Raw genomic sequence first — 15314 nt, forward strand, 5'->3', positions numbered from 1 at the left:
ACGTCTCCTTGAGAGGTCGGACGGCGGTGGCGCCATGCTATCGGGCCCCTCAGCGCGCGGCGAGGCGCGCCAGCCGCCGGGTCAGGTAGGCGATCTCGGCCGCATTGTCCGTCAGCGCGAGCGCGGACTCGTAGGCGGCGCGCGCATCCACCTCCCGTCCCAGCCGCACCAGCAGCAGCGCGCGCGCCGCGTGGAAGGGGTGGTAGCCGGACAGCTGCGGGGCGAGCGCGTCCAGCAGCGCGAGGCCGGCCTCCGGGCCATCCCGCTCCCCCACCGCGACCGCCCGATTCAGCCGGACGATGGGCGACGGATCGAGCACCGCGAGCTGGTCGTACAGTGCGACGATCTGCGCCCAGTCCGGCGCGTCTCCGTCCGTGTGCACGGCGTTGATCGCCGCCAGCAGCTGGTACCGGCCGGGCGGCTGACCCGACGCCAGCCGTTCGCGTACCAGAGCGTGGCCCTCGGCGATGAGGGACGCATCCCACATCCCGCGGTCCTGCTCCCCCAGCGGCACCAGCTCGCCGGTGGATGAGACGCGGGCGTCGCTCCGCGCTTCGCTGAGCAGCATGAGCGCGAGCAGCCCGGTGATCTCGCCATCGCCCGGCAGGAGTTCGTGGAGGAGCCGCGTGAGACGGATCGCCTCCCGGGTGAGATCTCGCCGCACCGGCGCAGTGTCGGGGCCGGAGGCGAGGTATCCCTCGTTGAAGATCAGGAACAGGACGGTCAGAACACCGGAGACCCGCTGCGGCAGGTCGTCAGCGGTCGGCAGCCGGTACGGGATGTTCGCCGCAGCGATCTTCGCCTTCGCCCGGGTGATGCGTGCGCCCATCGTGGTGTCCTGGACGAGGAACGCGCGGGCGATCTCGGGCACGCTGAGGCCGCCCACCATCCGCAGGGTCAGCGCGATCCGCGCCTCCATCGCCAGAGCGGGATGACAGCACGTGAAGATGAGCCGCAGCCGGTCGTCGTCGACCGCGCCGACCGGCTCGGGCTGCGTGTCGTACACGAGGTGCGCCTCCCTGTGCCGGGCGTCGCGGGTGCTCTCGCGGCGGATGCGGTCGATCGCCTTGCGGGTGGCGGTGGTGGTGAGCCACGCGCCGGGATTCGGCGGGATGCCGTCGACGGGCCAGCGCTCGGCGGCGGTCGCGAAGGCCTCGGCGGCGGACTCCTCCGCCAGGTCGAGGCTGCCGAACCGCTTGGCGAGCGTGGCGACGACCCGCGCCCACTCCTCGCGGTGGGCCCGGGTGAGGGCGTCGTGCGCGGCGGTGACCCGTCGAGGAGTGGTCACACGACGAGGAGGGGTCGCACCTCGAGCCGGCGGTTGCAGGCCTTTGAGCCCTCGGCCATCAGCGCCAGGGCGACGTCGAGGTCGGGTGCTTCGATCAGCCAGAACCCGGCCGCCCACTCCTTCGCCTCGACGAACGGGCCGTCGGTGAAGTCAGGCTCGTCGCCGCGCCCGTCGATGACGGTGGACACGGACGGGTCGGCCAGTCCGCCGGCGAACACCCAGTGGCCGCCGGCCCGCAGCTTGTCATTGAAGGCGTCGATGGCGACGGCCTCCTCCTCGGTGCCCGAGTTGCTGCGACTGTCGATGACGTTCACGAGATACTGCATGCGCTCATCCTCTCCCTCCGGGCCGCCTCCTCGCGGCAGCCTCCACCCCTGCTACGAACGCGGGCGTCGCGTTTCGACAGTTCAGGGGAAACCACCTCAGACCGGGACGATGTCCCCCAGCTTCCAGCTGCGGTCGAAGTACGGCTCGAGCGGGCCGTAGAGGCGGAAGTACGAGAACCAGTGCTTGCCAGGGATGGTCTGCACCCAGTTCGTGTCGCCCGTCGCGGGCGGTGTCGGGCCGAAGAACAGGTCGACGGAGCCGTCGGCGTTGGTGACCAGCTCGGGGTCGCGCGAGCCGCGGTCGCCGCGCTGCTGCTCGGTGTCGATCAGGCAGCGTGTGGCCACGTCGTAGACGGTGGCCGACCAGAACAGCTTCGCCGGGACCTCCGCGGGCACGTGAAGGGTGTAGCTGCGGCCGCCGTCGAGCCACGCGCCGTCGCCGTCGGTGTACGCGCCGAGATACGCCTGGCCGACGCCGGGCGTCTGGCTCTTCATCGCCTCCGAGTAGCTGACCGCCTCGTAGAACCAGGAGGCGCGTTCGAGCAGCTCGTCATATCCATCGCCGCGCTGTGCGGAGTCGTCGAGGACGATCGCCTGCTCCCAGCGCCGGTCCGGCCAGTAGGCGCCCTGCGCGAACCGCTTGGCGAACGTGTTCGCCTGCGCCATCAGCTCCCCCGCCGCCGCTCCCTGCTCCAGGATGCGGACCAGGCGCTCGGACGGCTCGAACGGCTTTCCCTTCTCGATGCCGAGCTGCTTGAGCATGGCGAGGTAGAAGCGGTCGCGCTCGTCGACCACCTCGCTCTGGTAAATGTCGTGCAGCCGCCTCCAATAGTCGAGCCCGCGCGGCTGATCGCCGGTCCAGGGCCGGCCGTCGGGCGACACGATGCGCGTCGGGGCCGGGTTCTCGCGATCGGCGTACGGATAGATCCGCACGGCACGCACCAGGGCGTCGGCGCGCTCCGGGTCGGGGTCGAGCGTGCGGAACCCGAACATGATGTTGACGCCGGAGGACCGCAGGGTGCGATAGTCGTCGCCGAGACCATCCGGCTCGTCCATGCCGGGTCCGAGGATGACGTACTTGCCGCCTTGACCGCGGTCCGGGCCCATCTCGCCCATCGCACCCACCTCGCGCTGCCAGAAGTCGGAGACCCCTCCCGCCGTCGGTCCGGCGGGCAGTTCGATCACGAGAGGCCCGCTGGCGGACAGGTCGAAGAAGTTCAGGATGTACGGGGTCGTCGCGTTCGCCGTGATCAGTCCCAGCCGATCCCGGTAGCTGAGGTACCGCACCAGGTCGCTTCCGGTGGCGCCGAACACGTCGTAGTGCTGCGTCTTCCATTGCGCGTAGGAGACGAGCGGCAGGGCCCAGAGGTACGCCTGGCAGGCGAGCTGGTAGTCCAGTTCGTCGAAGATCGTCGGGATCGCCTCGCTCGACGGCAGGTCGCCGTCGCTGGGGAGGTCGGCCAGTCGTCCGGGCAACTCGACGGTCATGGTTTCGTCCCTCCGACGAGGTCGAGTCGACGTCCCCCGACCGTACGATGCGCTCGCGTCGTCGCGGCACGTGGCGCCAGGATATTGACCGAGCGGGCCGGCGTCTAGGGGCGGTGTCCGGCGAGAATCCGGCTCTAGCGCGGCCCATCCGTCTCCCCCCAGACTGAGCGCATGCAGCGACCGCTCACGGGTCTCACCTGGCGCAATGCCGGCGGCGAGGCGGTCGCGGGCGTCACGCTGCTGGCCATCGCCGTGCCGCTCAACATCGGCTACGCGCAGATCGCCGGGCTGCCGCCCACGGCCGGGCTGTACGCGCTTGTGCTCCCCGCGATCGTGTACGCCCTGATCGTGTCGTCCCGGCAGCTGGTGGCGTCGCCGGATGCGGCGGCGGCCGCGCTCGTCGCCTCCTCCATCGGCGGACTGGCCGTCGCGGGGTCCGCCGACTACCTCACCCTGGCGTTCGCGCAGGCGATCATCTGCGGAGTGCTGTTCGCGTTCGCGGCGGTGCTCAAGCTCGGGTTCCTGGCGAACTTCCTCTCCAAGCCCATCCTGGTCGGGTTCGTCGGCGGGCTGGCGCTCGACATCCTGGTCAGCCAGATCGCCAAGATGCTCGGGGTCAAGATCGACTCCGGCGCCGAGTTCACCGACAAAGTCGGCGCGCTCGTCACCGGGCTACCCACCCTGAACGGCTGGTCGGTGCTGATCGCCGCCCTCTCTGTGGTCGTGCTCGTGGTCGGCAAGCGCGTCGCCCGGGCGGTCCCGTGGGCGCTGATCGTGCTCGTGGTCGCGACCGTGGCCGTCGTCGCCAGCGGGCTGGAGGCGCAGGGCGTCTCCGTGCTCGGCCCGGTGGATGCGGGTCCGCCGACCCTCACCTGGCCGGTGCTCGACTGGGGTCGCTGGCTCGCCCTCATCCCCTCGGCCATCGCGCTGACGCTGGTGACCATGGCCGAAGGGCTGCTCGTCGCGCGCAGTTACGGCGAGAAGCACCGCTACGGCACGAGCCCCAACCGCGACCTGCTCGCGTTCGGGGCGGCGAACGTCGCCGCCGGCGCGACGGGCGGCTTCGCGGTCGGGTCGTCGACCTCGCGCACCGCGGCGATGGACCAGGCGGGATCTCGCACCCAGCTGCCGTCGCTGGTCGCGGCCGTCGGCACCCTGCTGCTGCTCGTGTTCGGCACGGGACTGCTGGAGCACATCCCCTCGCCTGCCATCGGCGCGATCGTGGGCGTCGCGATCATCCCGCTGCTCGGCATCCGCGAATTCGGGGAGCTGTGGCGGCAGGACCGGTTCGAGTTCGCGATCGGCGCCGTCTGCTTCGTCGTGACCGTGCTGATCGGCGCGATCCCGGGCATCTTCGTTGCCTTCGTCCTCGCGCTGATCAACCTCGCCCAGCGGGCCTCCTCCCCCGCCATCGACGTCCTCGAGGCGGACGGCGACCCGCACTCGTCGCTGCTCGACCCGGCGCCGCGCGGAGCGACGACGGCCCCGGGCATCGTGATCATCCGCCTCGCGGCTCCCCTGTTCTTCGCGAACGGGTCGGTCTTCGCCGACGCCGTCAAGCGCGCGGTCACCTCGGCGAGCGGCGTCCGGAACGTCGTCCTCGACCTCGAGGCGGTGACCGACATCGACGTGACCGGCGCCGAGGCCTTCGCCGGCCTGAAGGCCTGGCTGCACGACAACGGCGTCGGCCTGTCGTTCAGCCGCCCGCGCACCGAACTCGTCGACCGGATGCGCGACCTCGGCGTGCTCGACGACGAGCGCCTCTACCCGACCAACCGGGCCGCGCTCGCGGACCTCGGCGCCCCCTCCGTCGGCTGACGGCCACGAGAAAGCAGGACACCCATGGGACCGGTCATCGGAGACGTCATCCCGCTCGCGCTCGGCGTGGCGATCAGCCCCATCCCGATCATCGCGGCGATCCTCATGCTGCTGTCGCCGAAAGCGCGCGGGACCAGCCTGGGCTTCCTCCTCGGCTGGCTGCTCGGCATCGTCGTCGCCGTCGTGGTGTTCACCCTCCTCTCGTCGGTCCTGCCGCAGGGCGACCCGGACGAGTCCAAGCCGATCCTGGGCACCGTCGAGATCGTGCTGGGCCTGCTGCTGCTCGTGCTCGCGGTGCAGCAGTGGCGCGGGCGCCCGAAGGTCGGTACCGAACCGGCGCTGCCGAAGTGGATGTCGGCGATCGACACGATGACGGGCGCCCGAGCGCTCGTGCTCGGCTTCCTCCTCTCCGCCCTCAACCCGAAGAACCTGCTCATGGGTGTCGCCGCCGGCGTCGCGATCGGCTCCGACGCGCAGACGACGGCGGAGACGGTCGTCGCGGTGATCGTCTACACGGTGATCGCCGCATCCACCGTCGCCATCCCCGTCATCGCCTACCTGGCCGCCTCCGCCCGGATGGCCCGCCCCCTCGAATCCCTGCGCACCTGGCTGGTCTACAACAACGCCACCATCATGGCCGTGCTGCTCCTGGTGATCGGCGTCGTGCTGATCGGCAAGGGGCTCGGGGAGTTCTGACGGCCCTCGAGAGTCTCGGCGTGGTGGAGAAGGCCACGGCTGCTGCTCCGCGCCCCTCTCAGGACGGGTGGCGCTCTGCCAAGGCGGCGAGCACCTGGGCGACGGAGGCGTCGATGGGTGTGCGCGCATCCACTGGTATCGCGTGCTCGTCCGTCTCCGGAGCCTCGAAGGCGCCCAGGTGCGCATCCATCACGTCGTCGGTGACGTCGTGGCGGGCGAGGTCGCTGCGGTTCGCCGCGAGACGCGCGCGGATCAGCTCCTCCGGGGCGTCGACGAAGACGAGGGCCGTCTCGGCGTGAGCGCGGGCGGCGAGTTCACGCCAGCGGTCGCGGAGGAAGCGCGGCGAACTCGTATCGTCGACGACGACGGCGCGTCCCGCGCTGAGCGCTTCTTCGACACGAGCCGACGCTTCGTCGTTGGTGCGCATCCACTCGGACACGGCGATGCCGTCGCCGCCGCGCAGTCCGCGCTCTTCGTTGATGGCGTCGAGGCTCACCCGTTGCGCCCCGAGCCGGTCTGCCAGCGCGAGCGCGAGCGTCGACTTTCCGGAGAACGAGCGCCCGCACATGACAACCAGCAGAGGTGCGTTGCGGGTGGTCACCGAGTCGCCTCGGCTGGCCGGTCTACCGCCCTCCACAGCCACCGGAGCGCATCGGGCAGCAGCACGCCGCCGTGATTCGCACTGTGGCCGCCGTCGCCGAGAACGAGTCGCATGTCGTATCCGGCTTCCGCGAGCGCAGCCGCCGTGCGGAGGTTTTCCGCGAACCAATTGCCGGTCCGCTGATTCCAGCCGAGGTCGCGGTGGGCGGCATGCAGGAGGATGCGCGTCGCCCGCGTCGGCTCGGTTCCGAGCAGTGCGGGATATGGGTTCCCGCCGGGCATCTGGGCGAAGCTGGCATTGAACGCGATCACGCGGCCGAACTGATCCGGTCGCATCCACGCGGCCGTGAAGGCAGCGTTGCCACCCGAGCTGCCGCCGCAGATGCCGCGGTCGGCCGCCCTCTGAGAGAGGACGTGACGCTCCCCCACCGCGGCGAGCACATCATCCACGAGGAAGTCGGCATAGCGGGCGTCGAAGGCGTCGTACTCCCGGTTGCGGTTCTTCTGGCCGTCGGCCAGCACGCCCGGGTCGACGAAGACGCCGATCATCGGAGGGATCGCACCCTGATGGATGAGGTTGTCCAGCACGACTCCGCCGCGCACGTCGCCGTCGGGGTCGAGGTACCACCAGCCGTCGTTGAACACCATCACGCGGGCGGGAGAACCGGCATCCACGCCGGGCGGCACGTGGACCCACACGGTGCGGCTCGTACCGGGGAACCGGATTGAGCTCTCCAACTCGAACCGCGTGGTGACGCCGGCAGGCACGCCCTCCTGTGGCGCCGAATCCGGCCCGGGCACGTAGTGAACGTCGGCCTGGTCGATCGGGAGAGGATGGAAGGGAACGTCCGTGGTCATGCCGAACCATCTTCGACCGGCGAGCCGGACAGGGTGTGTGGAAGCCAGCTGACCGTACGGAGGATGTCGACCGCGACCTCCTCCGGCGTCCTGCCCGTCGTGTCGATGCGCATCACGGACTCGGGGGCGTGGGCTTCCAGCCGTACCGCAGCTGCCGCACTGCGCGCCAGGTGGGCGTCGAAGGATGCGCCGCGCTCGCGCTGGGCCAGCCGTCCCCGGACCGCTTCGTCGCTGCCCTGCAGGAGGACGGCCGCGATCTCCGCATCCTCGCCGAGTGCCTGCCGCAGCTGCGGGATCGTGACCACGGCCGCCGTGTTCGTGTAGACGAGGCGGCCGTATCCCAGGTCGCGGTAGTTGGTCCACATCGCGGCGAGGTTTCGCTCCGCGAGCAGCGCTTCCGGATACGCGCCCCACGGGGCTGGGTGCGCCAGGTCGAGGTTGTCGCCCTCGATGATGGCGTGCGCGACGTCGCCGGCCGAGAGGATGTCGTGGATCGCCAGCGCGACCGTCGACTTGCCGACTCCCGAGCGGCCGCCGATCAGCAGCGCCTTCGTCGCAGTGGTGGTCGGCACGGTGGGAATCTATCCGAGGGCTCAACTGCTGTCCAGCCGGGAGCGGCGGCCGTCGCTACCCTGTGGCCTGTGCGCGCCAAGAAGCGACGGCTGCGTCGCCGTGACATCGTCAAGGACGCCATCGCCGGGATCGTCCTCGGCATCGAGAGCGTGCCGGACGGCCTGGCGTCCGGGCTGCTCGCCGGCGTCAACCCGCTCGCCGGGCTCTATGCGTACCTGTACGGGATGGTCGGCGCGGCCGTGCTCACGAGCAGCACGTTCATGGCGGTGCAGGCGACCGGGGCGATGGCCCTCGTCATCCAGGACGCGAACCTGGAGACGCGTCCCGACCCGGACCGTGCGCTCTTCACGCTCGCCCTCATGACCGGGCTGGTCATGTGCATCGCCGGGTTGCTGAAGGGCGGACGGCTGATCCGCTTCGTCCCCGCCGACGTCATGACCGGGTTCATCACCGCGGTGGGCGTCAACATCATCCTCGGCCAGCTATCGGCGTTCACCGGCTACTCGGGGGAAGGCAGCAACCGGGTGACGCGGTCGATCGACCTGCTCCGGCACATCCCGCAATGGAGCATCCCGACCGTGATCGTCGGTGCCGTCACGATCCTCACCATCGTCGTGCTCCAGCGCACACCTGTGGGCGGGTTCGGGCTCGTCATCGCGGTCGTCGTCGGGTCGCTGACCGCCGCCGCTCTGAATCTGTGGGTGGATGCGCGGGTGCCCCTGCTCGGCGACATCGTGGTGGTTCCGGCCGGACTGCCGCTGCCAACGCTGCCGTCGATCGGCGACGTCCCGTACCTGCTGATCCCCGCGGTGTCCCTGGCGCTCGTCGGACTGATCCAGGGCGCCGGGGTGTCCGCGGGCATCCCGACGGCGACTGGGCGGCCGGCGAACGCATCCCGCGACTTCATCGGGCAGGGGGTCGGCAACATCGTCTCGGGGCTGTTCCGCGGAATGCCCGTCGGCGGGTCGATGTCGGGGTCCTCCCTGCTGGTCACTGCGGGAGCGCGGTCGAAGCTGGCGCTGTTCGTCGCCGGCGTGACGATGGCGCTGGTCATCGTGTTCGCGTCGGGCATCGTGGCGCTCACGGCGATGCCGGCGCTCGCCGGGCTGCTCATGACGATCGGCTACGCAGCCATCAAGCCGAGCCGCGTGTACTCGGTCGTGAAGAGCGGGATCCTGCCCACAGCGGTCATGACGGTCACTTTCGTGCTCACCCTCGTCATCCCGTTGCAGTTCGCCGTGCTCGCCGGAGTCGGGCTCGGCATCATCCTCTTCGTCGCGCGGCAGTCGAACCGGCTGCGGGTGCGGCAGGTGCACCTCGACGCGAGCGGCGGGATGCGCGAATCGGACCCGCCGGCCACCGTCGGCACGCGCGAGGTGATCGTGCTGCAGCCGTACGGGAGCCTGTTCTTCGCGAGCGCGCCCTCGTTCGAGCGGCAGCTGCCGAGCGTCGACGAGGAGACGGAGGGCTCCGTGGTGATCATCCGGCTGCGCGGGACCGACGAACTGGATCTGGCGCTCATCGACTCCCTCCGCCGTTACGCCCGCAGTCTGGCCGCCGCCTCATCCCGGTTGAAGCTGGTCATCAGCGAGGCGGCGGTGCGCCAGCAGCTCGCCGCGAGCGGGCTCCTCGCGGAGCTCGGCGAGGAGAACGTGTACCAGGGCACCGAGTGGATCGGCAAAGCGGTGCAGCTCGCCTGGGCCGACGCCCAGCGCTCCGTCGCCCGCGAGTGACCCGTCTCTCGCATCCGCCCACCGTCGAGTCCGCACAAACTGCACGCTGTGAGCCACCGGAGCGTGCAAAGTTTGCGGACTCGACGGTGGGCGGAGGGGTGAGGTGCGGAGGGGGTCAGGGGGCGGTGAGACGGCCGGGTGCCCCGTGGCCGGGGCACACGAGGCGCGGGCGGAGGGACGCGATGAGGTGCTCGGTTTCGAGCGCCTGGCGCTTGTCGCTCGTGAGGACGGCGGGCATCTGGCGGAGGCGGCCCTTCGAGACCATCACCGCATCGCCCGCGAAGACGACGCCGCGGTACTCGACGATGACGTGACCCGGCGTATGGCCCGGCGCGGCGATCGCACGCACGCCGGGAACGATCTCCGTCTCCCCCGCGTCCGGCAGCTCGTGCAGGCTCGCCGGAACCTCGCTGGCACGCCAGACCCGCGCCAGGAAGCGGCGGAACCGCGTCGGCGGCGGCGTCTGGCTGCGGAGGATGTCGGCATCCCGAGCGCCGATCCACACCCGGGCTCCGGTCTCCCGCTGCAGCGCCGCGGCCGACCCCGCGTGATCGGGGTCGTAGTGGGTGAGCACGATGTCGGTCACCGGGCCCAGACCGTGCTCGTCCCGCAGCTCGGCGATCAGGGCGGATGCGCCGCCGGGCGTCCCAGTGTCGATGACGACGGAGGAGTCGCCCGTGTCGACGAGATACGCGTTGGCGCCGGTCGCCTTCCGCAGGCGGTACACGCCGTCGGTGAGAAGCTGCATGTGCTCAGCTTCGCACGGTGCGGCCGCGTTCTCCCTAGCGATCCAGGGAGGTACCTGACGGCGGCCCCTCGAGGCTGCCTTCGTCGAGCAGCTGGAGGCCGAGCGGCGTCGACGCGGACACGACCAGCGCGTTCACCCAGTCGCGGTTGATCTCGGGGAAGCGGCCGCCGGAGTACTTGAAGTGCAGGTCGGTCTGCGGGCCGATCCACACGCCGCTCCGGCCGTCGCCGACCGACTCGTTGTCGCGCCAATTCAGCATGAAGGTCTCATGGCGCCGGAGTTTCGTGGAGATCGCGATCTGGAGGTGGGCGAGAACGCGGTCGTCGAAGCTGATGGCCAGGCGCGCGGCGCCGTAGAAGAGGGTTCCCATGTGTGCTCTCACCTCGTGTGGATGGTGCTGCTCATCCGAAGTCCCCCTCCGGGAGGTCCGAGTTCCGGCCGATGACCGGCGACGACGGCTGGAGGCGTGCCGTCTTGTCGCGCATCGACCGGGTCGACTCCGCATCCTGCAGGTCGGCGCCGCGGTCGAGCGCCGGTGCGGTGAACAGCTGGCTCGCCGGCCCGATGAGCAGGCGGGTCTCCCCGCGCAGGCCTTCGTCGGAGAGCGCCGGCACGACGACCAGATCCGACTTGCCGACATCCGCGAGGGCCTGCGCGTAGCGCACCAGTGCGTCGCAGACATCGTCGTCGAGGAAGATGTGCCCTCCCGCGTAGTAGAGCTTCTGCATGCTTCCATCAATCGCACGGATCGCCGCCGTTTTCCAGGGGGGACCGTGCCTGTCCGCGCGGGTGCCCGCTGTCGTACCCTCGGCTGAGCGGACGGCGCACGGGCGGCCGGCTCGCCGCGGGCTCTCCGGCGAAAGGAGTCGCATGCTGAGCGTCATCGGGCAGCTCCTGCCGCTGGCCGTCGCGGTCGCGCTCAGCTCCGTCCCGATCCTCGCGGTGCTCGTCCTCCTGCTCGGCGCCGCCCGGCCGCGCGTGCCGACCCTGTTCGTCGTCGGATACGTCGCGGGCCTCATCACGATCACGTCGCTCTTCGCGATCTTCCTGCACGCCATCCCGGCGAACACCTCGGTCGGGCCGGAGCCCTTCGTCGGCGCCCTGGAGATCCTCGTCGGCGTCGCCCTGCTCGTCTACGCGGTCATCGAGCTGCGACGGCACCCGCAGGCGGCGGAACGTGAGACGCTCCCCCGGTGGATGGTGGCCCTCGGCAGGATGCGCTCCCTCCCCGCCCTCGGGCTGGGATTCGCGCTGAACATCCGGCCGAAGTCCATCCTGCTCGCCATCGCCGCCGGTCTGGTGATCGGGCCGGCGAAGCTCCCGGTGTCCGAGGATGTCATCGTCATCGCGATCTACGTGCTCATCGGGGGCAGCTCGGTCGGCGGCCCGGCACTGTTCGCCCTGATCCGTCCCGACAAGGCGCGGCCGGCGCTCGCCGCGACCGAGCGCTGGCTCCTGCGCAACGACACGACGGTGGCGATCATCGTCGCGACCGTGATCGGGACGGTCATCATCGGCAACGGGCTCTCGCGCTTCTGAGGGCGGCCGCATATCGGGCCGCGCAGATCAGGCCGGCGGCTTCTCCAGACCGAGCAGCGGATACAGCAGCCGCACGCCCTCGGTCAGCCCGCCCATCAGCGCGCCCCGTCCGTGGCCGCCGGTCGGCAGATCGGCGAACGCGGAGTCGATCCCGGCCGCTCGGGCTGCGGCAGCCGCCCGGAGCGCGACGTGGTGGTACGCAGGGTCGTCGCGGCAGGCGGTGAAGATCGCCGTCATGCCCGGATGCCGGAACTGCCGCAGCTTGACGAACGGTTTCGCCGCCTCGTACGCCTGGGTATCGCCGCCGAACTGGTCGCGGAGGGTCGCGTCGGGATGCTCGGCACCGGGGAACTCCTCCCCCGAGATATCGAGGATGCCGCCGTACAGCTCCGGATGGTCGATCGCGAACGACAGCGCGCACAGCCCGCCGTTGGAGTACCCGGCCGCCGTCCAGAACCGGTGGTCGCGCGTGACCGGGAGGTGGCCCTCGGCCCACGCCGTCACATCCGTCGTCACGTAGGTCTCGGCCTTCCCGAACCGCGCGGTGTCGAGGCACAGCGTGTCGTCGTACGGGCTGCCCAGCTGGTCGGCGACGACGACGACCGGCGCGAGGCCGTGGTGGGTGGCGGCGTACTGGTCCAGCACCTCGGCGATGGGTTCCGGGTCCGGATTGCCGGGCTGGCCCATCATCATGACGATCAGCGGAAGGGCGGGTGGATGCGCGACGCGCGCGGCCGGCGGCAGGTACAGGCCGGCATCCCGCGCGTGGAATCCGCTCGCGGTCGCCGGGATCTTCGCCGTGCCGATCAGCCCGTGCGCGGGCATGTCCGCCGGCGGCGTCCAGTGCTTCCAGAGCGACGAGTCGTACCCCGTGGAGGCGAGCGCGGGCGGGGCGAGTTTCAGCGGCTTCTGGACGGCGATGGCGAGAACGCTGCCGAGGGTGCGGTTGAGCCCGTAGTTGGAGTTGATGCCGACGCCGGCCGCCAGGAGGAACACCGGGACGGCGGCGATCGCGACGGCCGTGCGCCAGGCGGGACGCCTCCCGATGCTGGCCACGGCGATGGCCACGCCGACGAAGGCGACCGCCAACCAGGCGTAATTGCCGAAGCCCAGCGACTCGCCGAACAGGTTCAGCCAGCGGATGCAGATCAGCCAGGTCGCGACGGCGGCCAGGATCCCGACGACGGCCGCGAGCGCGATCCGCAGCAGCCAGCGCAGCGACGGGCGGCGGAGCAGCAGCCCGACCAGCAGCGCGGCCGCCAGCGCGAACACCACCACGGGCACCGGTCCATCGACGACGTCCAGCGCCAGCAGTCCGTCGAACACGCGGCCCCCTCGTTCCCCCGGACCGCAGGACGGGCCCCTCAAGCAGCTCGACTATACAAGTGTTCGCCGAACGAACAGCCCGGGTCATCGGGAGAGTCTGTGGAGGCTCGCAGATCGACAGCGCACGGCCCCCGAGCACGGGTCTTGCGAGAGAGAAATATTACCGTAGAGTGACCGGGACGGATTTTTGCATGCATGCAGATCGGCGGCGAGAGGAACCCGTGAGCGACGAACGACAGAGCCGCCCCGAGCCCGAGGAGGCGGCCCCGCAGGCCGTTCCGCCGATCGACACGTCGACGCCCCCGGACTCCTCGACGCCTGAAACTCCCTCGGCTCCGCGGCGCCGCGGCCGATTCTGGGTCGTCGCGACCGCAGCCCTCCTGCTGATCACCGGTGGGACGCTGGCTGCGGGATGGGGTTGGCGCGCTCTCGCCGCGGAGGCCGAGTCGCAGGCGCACCGTGAACTGGTGGCCGCCTCCACCGCCCTGGACGACGTCACCGACCGCCGCGGAACGGCGATCGACAAGGCACGAGCGGCGCTGCTGTCGCTGTCCGCATGGGGCGTGAAACAGCGTCCGGACTACCTGCAGGAGTCGACGGCGAAGGCGCTGTCCGATGCTCAGGCGTCGCTGACGAAGGCGTCGAAGGGTCTGAAGTTCACTCCGTTCGACCCGCCGCGGGTGGCCGCCGGCAGCCCCGACCTGATGCCGTGGAGCGTCTCCGCCGACGTGCAGGGCACTCTCGAGCTCGCGAAGCAGGAGGAGACCACCCGCCGCACGCGGGCGGCGGAGCTGAAGGCCCTGACCGCCGCGCAGAAGTCCGTGTCCACCAGCGCGGCCGCGGTCTCCGCCGAGCTCACCGCGCACGGCGAGCAGGTGCTCACGGCCGACACCTCCGCGACCTACGAGAGCAAGGTCACTCTGCGGCACGCCATCGACGACGCGAAGGCGGACGTCGCGGCGGCCTCGACCATCGACGGTTCGCGCCTGCTCGCCGTGATCTCGGCGATCGACGGCGTCAACACGGCGCAGGCCGCCGGCGAGGCGGCCAAGCAGGACCCGGCGTATCCGGTACGCGCGCAGATGGAGGCCTACGCCCGCTCCATCGCCCACGGCGTCACCCTCGACTTCCAGTGGCACGAGAAGGTCAGCGGCCTGGGCGAGGGCTGGTACTCGGGGACGACGATGTACCACGAGGGCGACGGCGGCTGGGCGACGATCGACCTCAACTTCAGCCTGCAGGAGGGCTGGACCTACGGGGACATAAACGCGAAGGCCCTGATCACCCACGAGGTCGGCCACGCGCAGGTCGTCCGTCCGGAGTGCAAGCCGCTGTTCGACGGTCCGACCTTCCAGGGCGACGACGAGATGTGGGCGACGGCGTGGGCGATCGCGATGGGCTTCGACGTGCCGGGCTCCGGCATCGAGGCCTACGGCCGCCCGAGCGATCAGCAGATCGCGGTCGCCGGGCAGTGCCGCTGAGCGGCCGGACGCAGGCGCGCTAGACGAGCAGCGCGCCGCCGTCGACGGGGATGGAGGTCCCCGTCATGAACTCCTGGGTCATGGCGTAGACGAACGCCCGGGCGACGTCGTCGACCTCGCCGACGCGACCGACGGGCAGGACGGCAGCCTGCTGGTCGTACATCGCCTGCTGGTCGTCCGCACTCATGCCGGACCACAGCGGGCTGCGCACGATGCCCGGCTCGACAACGTTCACCCGCACAGGCGCGAGCTCGACCGCGAGTGCGCCGGCCAGGCTCGTCATCGCGCCGCACAGGCTGGACGCGACCGCCCATCCTCCTCCGGGCCGCGTGCGGGCGGAGCCGGACGTGAGGGTGATGGATGCGCCGGGCGCCAGGTGGCCGATCGCCGCGCCGACCGCGTTGAGCGCACCGAAGTAGCGCACCTCGAAGAAGCCACGTGCCCGGTCGAGATCCAGTGCGTCCATCGGCATCAGGCTCAAGGGCTCGCCGGCCGTGTAGGCCAGGTGGTCGACCTCCCCGGTATCGGCGAAGAACGCCCTCAGGTCGGCGGGGTCGAGGACGTTCACCGCTCGACCGGATGCCGTGGGCAGCTGGGCGAGCGCCGCATCCACACTCGATATGCGGCTGGATGCGATGGTCACCCGTCCGCCGGCGTCGAGCGCCGCGCGGGCCGTCGCCAGGCCGATGCCGGAGCTTCCGCCGATGACGACGACGTGCGAGTTCTTCAGAGACATGGGGGTTCCTTTCGGTGGGACGGATCCAGTGTTCCGCCGAGCCGACGCGGGCGTCCAAGACCTCTTCCGCCTTCGGTGACACCCGATGGGTATCAGTGGCATCA

16 protein-coding genes are annotated in these 15314 nt (G+C 70.7%); 5 read left to right on the top strand and 11 right to left on the bottom strand.

The window, feature by feature from the left end; all coding sequences use genetic code 11:
- Positions 1–49 precede the first annotated feature (49 nt).
- The 3 genes from BLR91_RS08040 to BLR91_RS08050 form a co-directional block, all read right to left on the bottom strand.
- Positions 50–1288: an RNA polymerase sigma factor gene (locus tag BLR91_RS08040; RefSeq protein ID WP_089875885.1), complete on the bottom strand. Its 1239-nt coding sequence runs from the start codon at positions 1286–1288 to the stop codon at positions 50–52.
- Positions 1285–1614: a YciI family protein gene (locus BLR91_RS08045; protein ID WP_089875883.1), complete on the bottom strand. Its 330-nt coding sequence runs from the start codon at positions 1612–1614 to the stop codon at positions 1285–1287. The genes BLR91_RS08040 and BLR91_RS08045 overlap by 4 nt, the downstream gene beginning before the upstream one ends.
- 96 nt (positions 1615–1710) lie before the next feature.
- Entirely contained in the window at positions 1711–3102 is a 1392-nt protein-coding gene (locus BLR91_RS08050; protein WP_089875881.1) for a DUF1254 domain-containing protein, read from the bottom strand.
- A gap of 171 nt (positions 3103–3273) precedes the next feature.
- Between BLR91_RS08050 and BLR91_RS08055 the strand changes: the two genes are divergently transcribed.
- On the top strand, positions 3274–4920 hold the full coding sequence (locus tag BLR91_RS08055) for a SulP family inorganic anion transporter (RefSeq protein ID WP_089875879.1): 1647 nt from the start codon (positions 3274–3276) through the stop codon (positions 4918–4920).
- A 24-nt stretch (positions 4921–4944) separates the two neighbouring features.
- Positions 4945–5616 (top strand): GAP family protein, encoded by a 672-nt coding sequence (locus BLR91_RS08060; protein ID WP_089875877.1) that lies wholly within the window; start codon positions 4945–4947, stop codon positions 5614–5616.
- Positions 5617–5674: 58 nt separating this feature from the next.
- Here the strand turns inward: BLR91_RS08060 and BLR91_RS08065 are convergent, their stop codons facing one another.
- The 3 genes from BLR91_RS08065 to BLR91_RS08075 are packed head-to-tail and all read right to left on the bottom strand — an operon-like array spanning position 5675 to position 7646.
- Positions 5675–6217, bottom strand: coding sequence for an AAA family ATPase (locus BLR91_RS08065; RefSeq protein ID WP_089875875.1), 543 nt, complete (start codon positions 6215–6217; stop codon positions 5675–5677).
- Positions 6214–7074, bottom strand: a complete 861-nt coding sequence (locus BLR91_RS08070) for an alpha/beta hydrolase (protein ID WP_089875873.1) — start codon at positions 7072–7074, stop codon at positions 6214–6216. Before BLR91_RS08070 ends, BLR91_RS08065 begins: the two co-directional genes overlap by 4 nt.
- The gene (locus BLR91_RS08075) at positions 7071–7646 is read right to left on the bottom strand and encodes an ATPase (RefSeq protein ID WP_089875871.1); all 576 of its coding nucleotides are present in this window, start codon (positions 7644–7646) and stop codon (positions 7071–7073) included. The genes BLR91_RS08070 and BLR91_RS08075 overlap by 4 nt, the downstream gene beginning before the upstream one ends.
- A gap of 69 nt (positions 7647–7715) precedes the next feature.
- Between BLR91_RS08075 and BLR91_RS08080 the strand changes: the two genes are divergently transcribed.
- On the top strand, positions 7716–9380 hold the full coding sequence (locus BLR91_RS08080; RefSeq protein WP_089875869.1) for a SulP family inorganic anion transporter: 1665 nt from the start codon (positions 7716–7718) through the stop codon (positions 9378–9380).
- A 115-nt stretch (positions 9381–9495) separates the two neighbouring features.
- On the opposite strand, the gene BLR91_RS08085 is transcribed toward BLR91_RS08080, so the two are convergent.
- The 3 genes from BLR91_RS08085 to BLR91_RS08095 are packed head-to-tail and all read right to left on the bottom strand — an operon-like array spanning position 9496 to position 10856.
- On the bottom strand, positions 9496–10128 hold the full coding sequence (locus BLR91_RS08085; protein ID WP_089875867.1) for an MBL fold metallo-hydrolase: 633 nt from the start codon (positions 10126–10128) through the stop codon (positions 9496–9498).
- 34 nt (positions 10129–10162) lie between these two features.
- Positions 10163–10498 carry a DUF7882 family protein gene (locus BLR91_RS08090; protein ID WP_089875864.1) on the bottom strand — a complete coding sequence of 112 codons (336 nt, stop codon included), beginning with the start codon at positions 10496–10498 and terminating at the stop codon, positions 10163–10165.
- Positions 10499–10529: 31 nt separating this feature from the next.
- Positions 10530–10856 carry a hypothetical protein gene (locus BLR91_RS08095; RefSeq protein WP_089875862.1) on the bottom strand — a complete coding sequence of 109 codons (327 nt, stop codon included), beginning with the start codon at positions 10854–10856 and terminating at the stop codon, positions 10530–10532.
- Positions 10857–10998: 142 nt separating this feature from the next.
- On the opposite strand from BLR91_RS08095, the gene BLR91_RS08100 reads away from it, so the two are divergent.
- The gene (locus BLR91_RS08100; protein WP_089875860.1) at positions 10999–11667 is read left to right on the top strand and encodes a GAP family protein; all 669 of its coding nucleotides are present in this window, start codon (positions 10999–11001) and stop codon (positions 11665–11667) included.
- Positions 11668–11694: 27 nt separating this feature from the next.
- Here the strand turns inward: BLR91_RS08100 and BLR91_RS08105 are convergent, their stop codons facing one another.
- On the bottom strand, positions 11695–12993 hold the full coding sequence (locus BLR91_RS08105; protein ID WP_089875857.1) for an alpha/beta hydrolase: 1299 nt from the start codon (positions 12991–12993) through the stop codon (positions 11695–11697).
- A gap of 221 nt (positions 12994–13214) precedes the next feature.
- Between BLR91_RS08105 and BLR91_RS08110 the strand changes: the two genes are divergently transcribed.
- Positions 13215–14474 carry a hypothetical protein gene (locus BLR91_RS08110; protein ID WP_089875855.1) on the top strand — a complete coding sequence of 420 codons (1260 nt, stop codon included), beginning with the start codon at positions 13215–13217 and terminating at the stop codon, positions 14472–14474.
- 19 nt (positions 14475–14493) lie between these two features.
- Here BLR91_RS08110 and BLR91_RS08115 read toward each other — a convergent pair whose 3' ends face one another.
- Positions 14494–15210, bottom strand: a complete 717-nt coding sequence (locus tag BLR91_RS08115) for an SDR family oxidoreductase (protein ID WP_089875853.1) — start codon at positions 15208–15210, stop codon at positions 14494–14496.
- Positions 15211–15314 lie beyond the last annotated feature (104 nt).

Source organism: Leifsonia sp. 466MF, assembly GCF_900100265.1.
Classification (GTDB): domain Bacteria; phylum Actinomycetota; class Actinomycetes; order Actinomycetales; family Microbacteriaceae; genus Leifsonia.

Bases quoted from the DNA above. Each gene is read 5' to 3' on its own strand.
- BLR91_RS08050 (WP_089875881.1), bottom strand. From the start codon at position 3,102: ATGACCGTCGAGTTGCCCGGACGACTGGCCGACCTCCCCAGCGACGGC.
- BLR91_RS08085 (WP_089875867.1), bottom strand. From the start codon at position 10,128: ATGCAGCTTCTCACCGACGGCGTGTACCGCCTGCGGAAGGCGACCGGC.
- BLR91_RS08090 (WP_089875864.1), bottom strand. From the start codon at position 10,498: ATGGGAACCCTCTTCTACGGCGCCGCGCGCCTGGCCATCAGCTTCGAC.
- BLR91_RS08115 (WP_089875853.1), bottom strand. From the start codon at position 15,210: ATGTCTCTGAAGAACTCGCACGTCGTCGTCATCGGCGGAAGCTCCGGC.
- BLR91_RS08070 (WP_089875873.1), bottom strand. From the start codon at position 7,074: ATGACCACGGACGTTCCCTTCCATCCTCTCCCGATCGACCAGGCCGAC.
- BLR91_RS08095 (WP_089875862.1), bottom strand. From the start codon at position 10,856: ATGCAGAAGCTCTACTACGCGGGAGGGCACATCTTCCTCGACGACGAT.
- BLR91_RS08055 (WP_089875879.1), top strand. From the start codon at position 3,274: ATGCAGCGACCGCTCACGGGTCTCACCTGGCGCAATGCCGGCGGCGAG.
- BLR91_RS08060 (WP_089875877.1), top strand. From the start codon at position 4,945: ATGGGACCGGTCATCGGAGACGTCATCCCGCTCGCGCTCGGCGTGGCG.
- BLR91_RS08100 (WP_089875860.1), top strand. From the start codon at position 10,999: ATGCTGAGCGTCATCGGGCAGCTCCTGCCGCTGGCCGTCGCGGTCGCG.
- BLR91_RS08045 (WP_089875883.1), bottom strand. From the start codon at position 1,614: ATGCAGTATCTCGTGAACGTCATCGACAGTCGCAGCAACTCGGGCACC.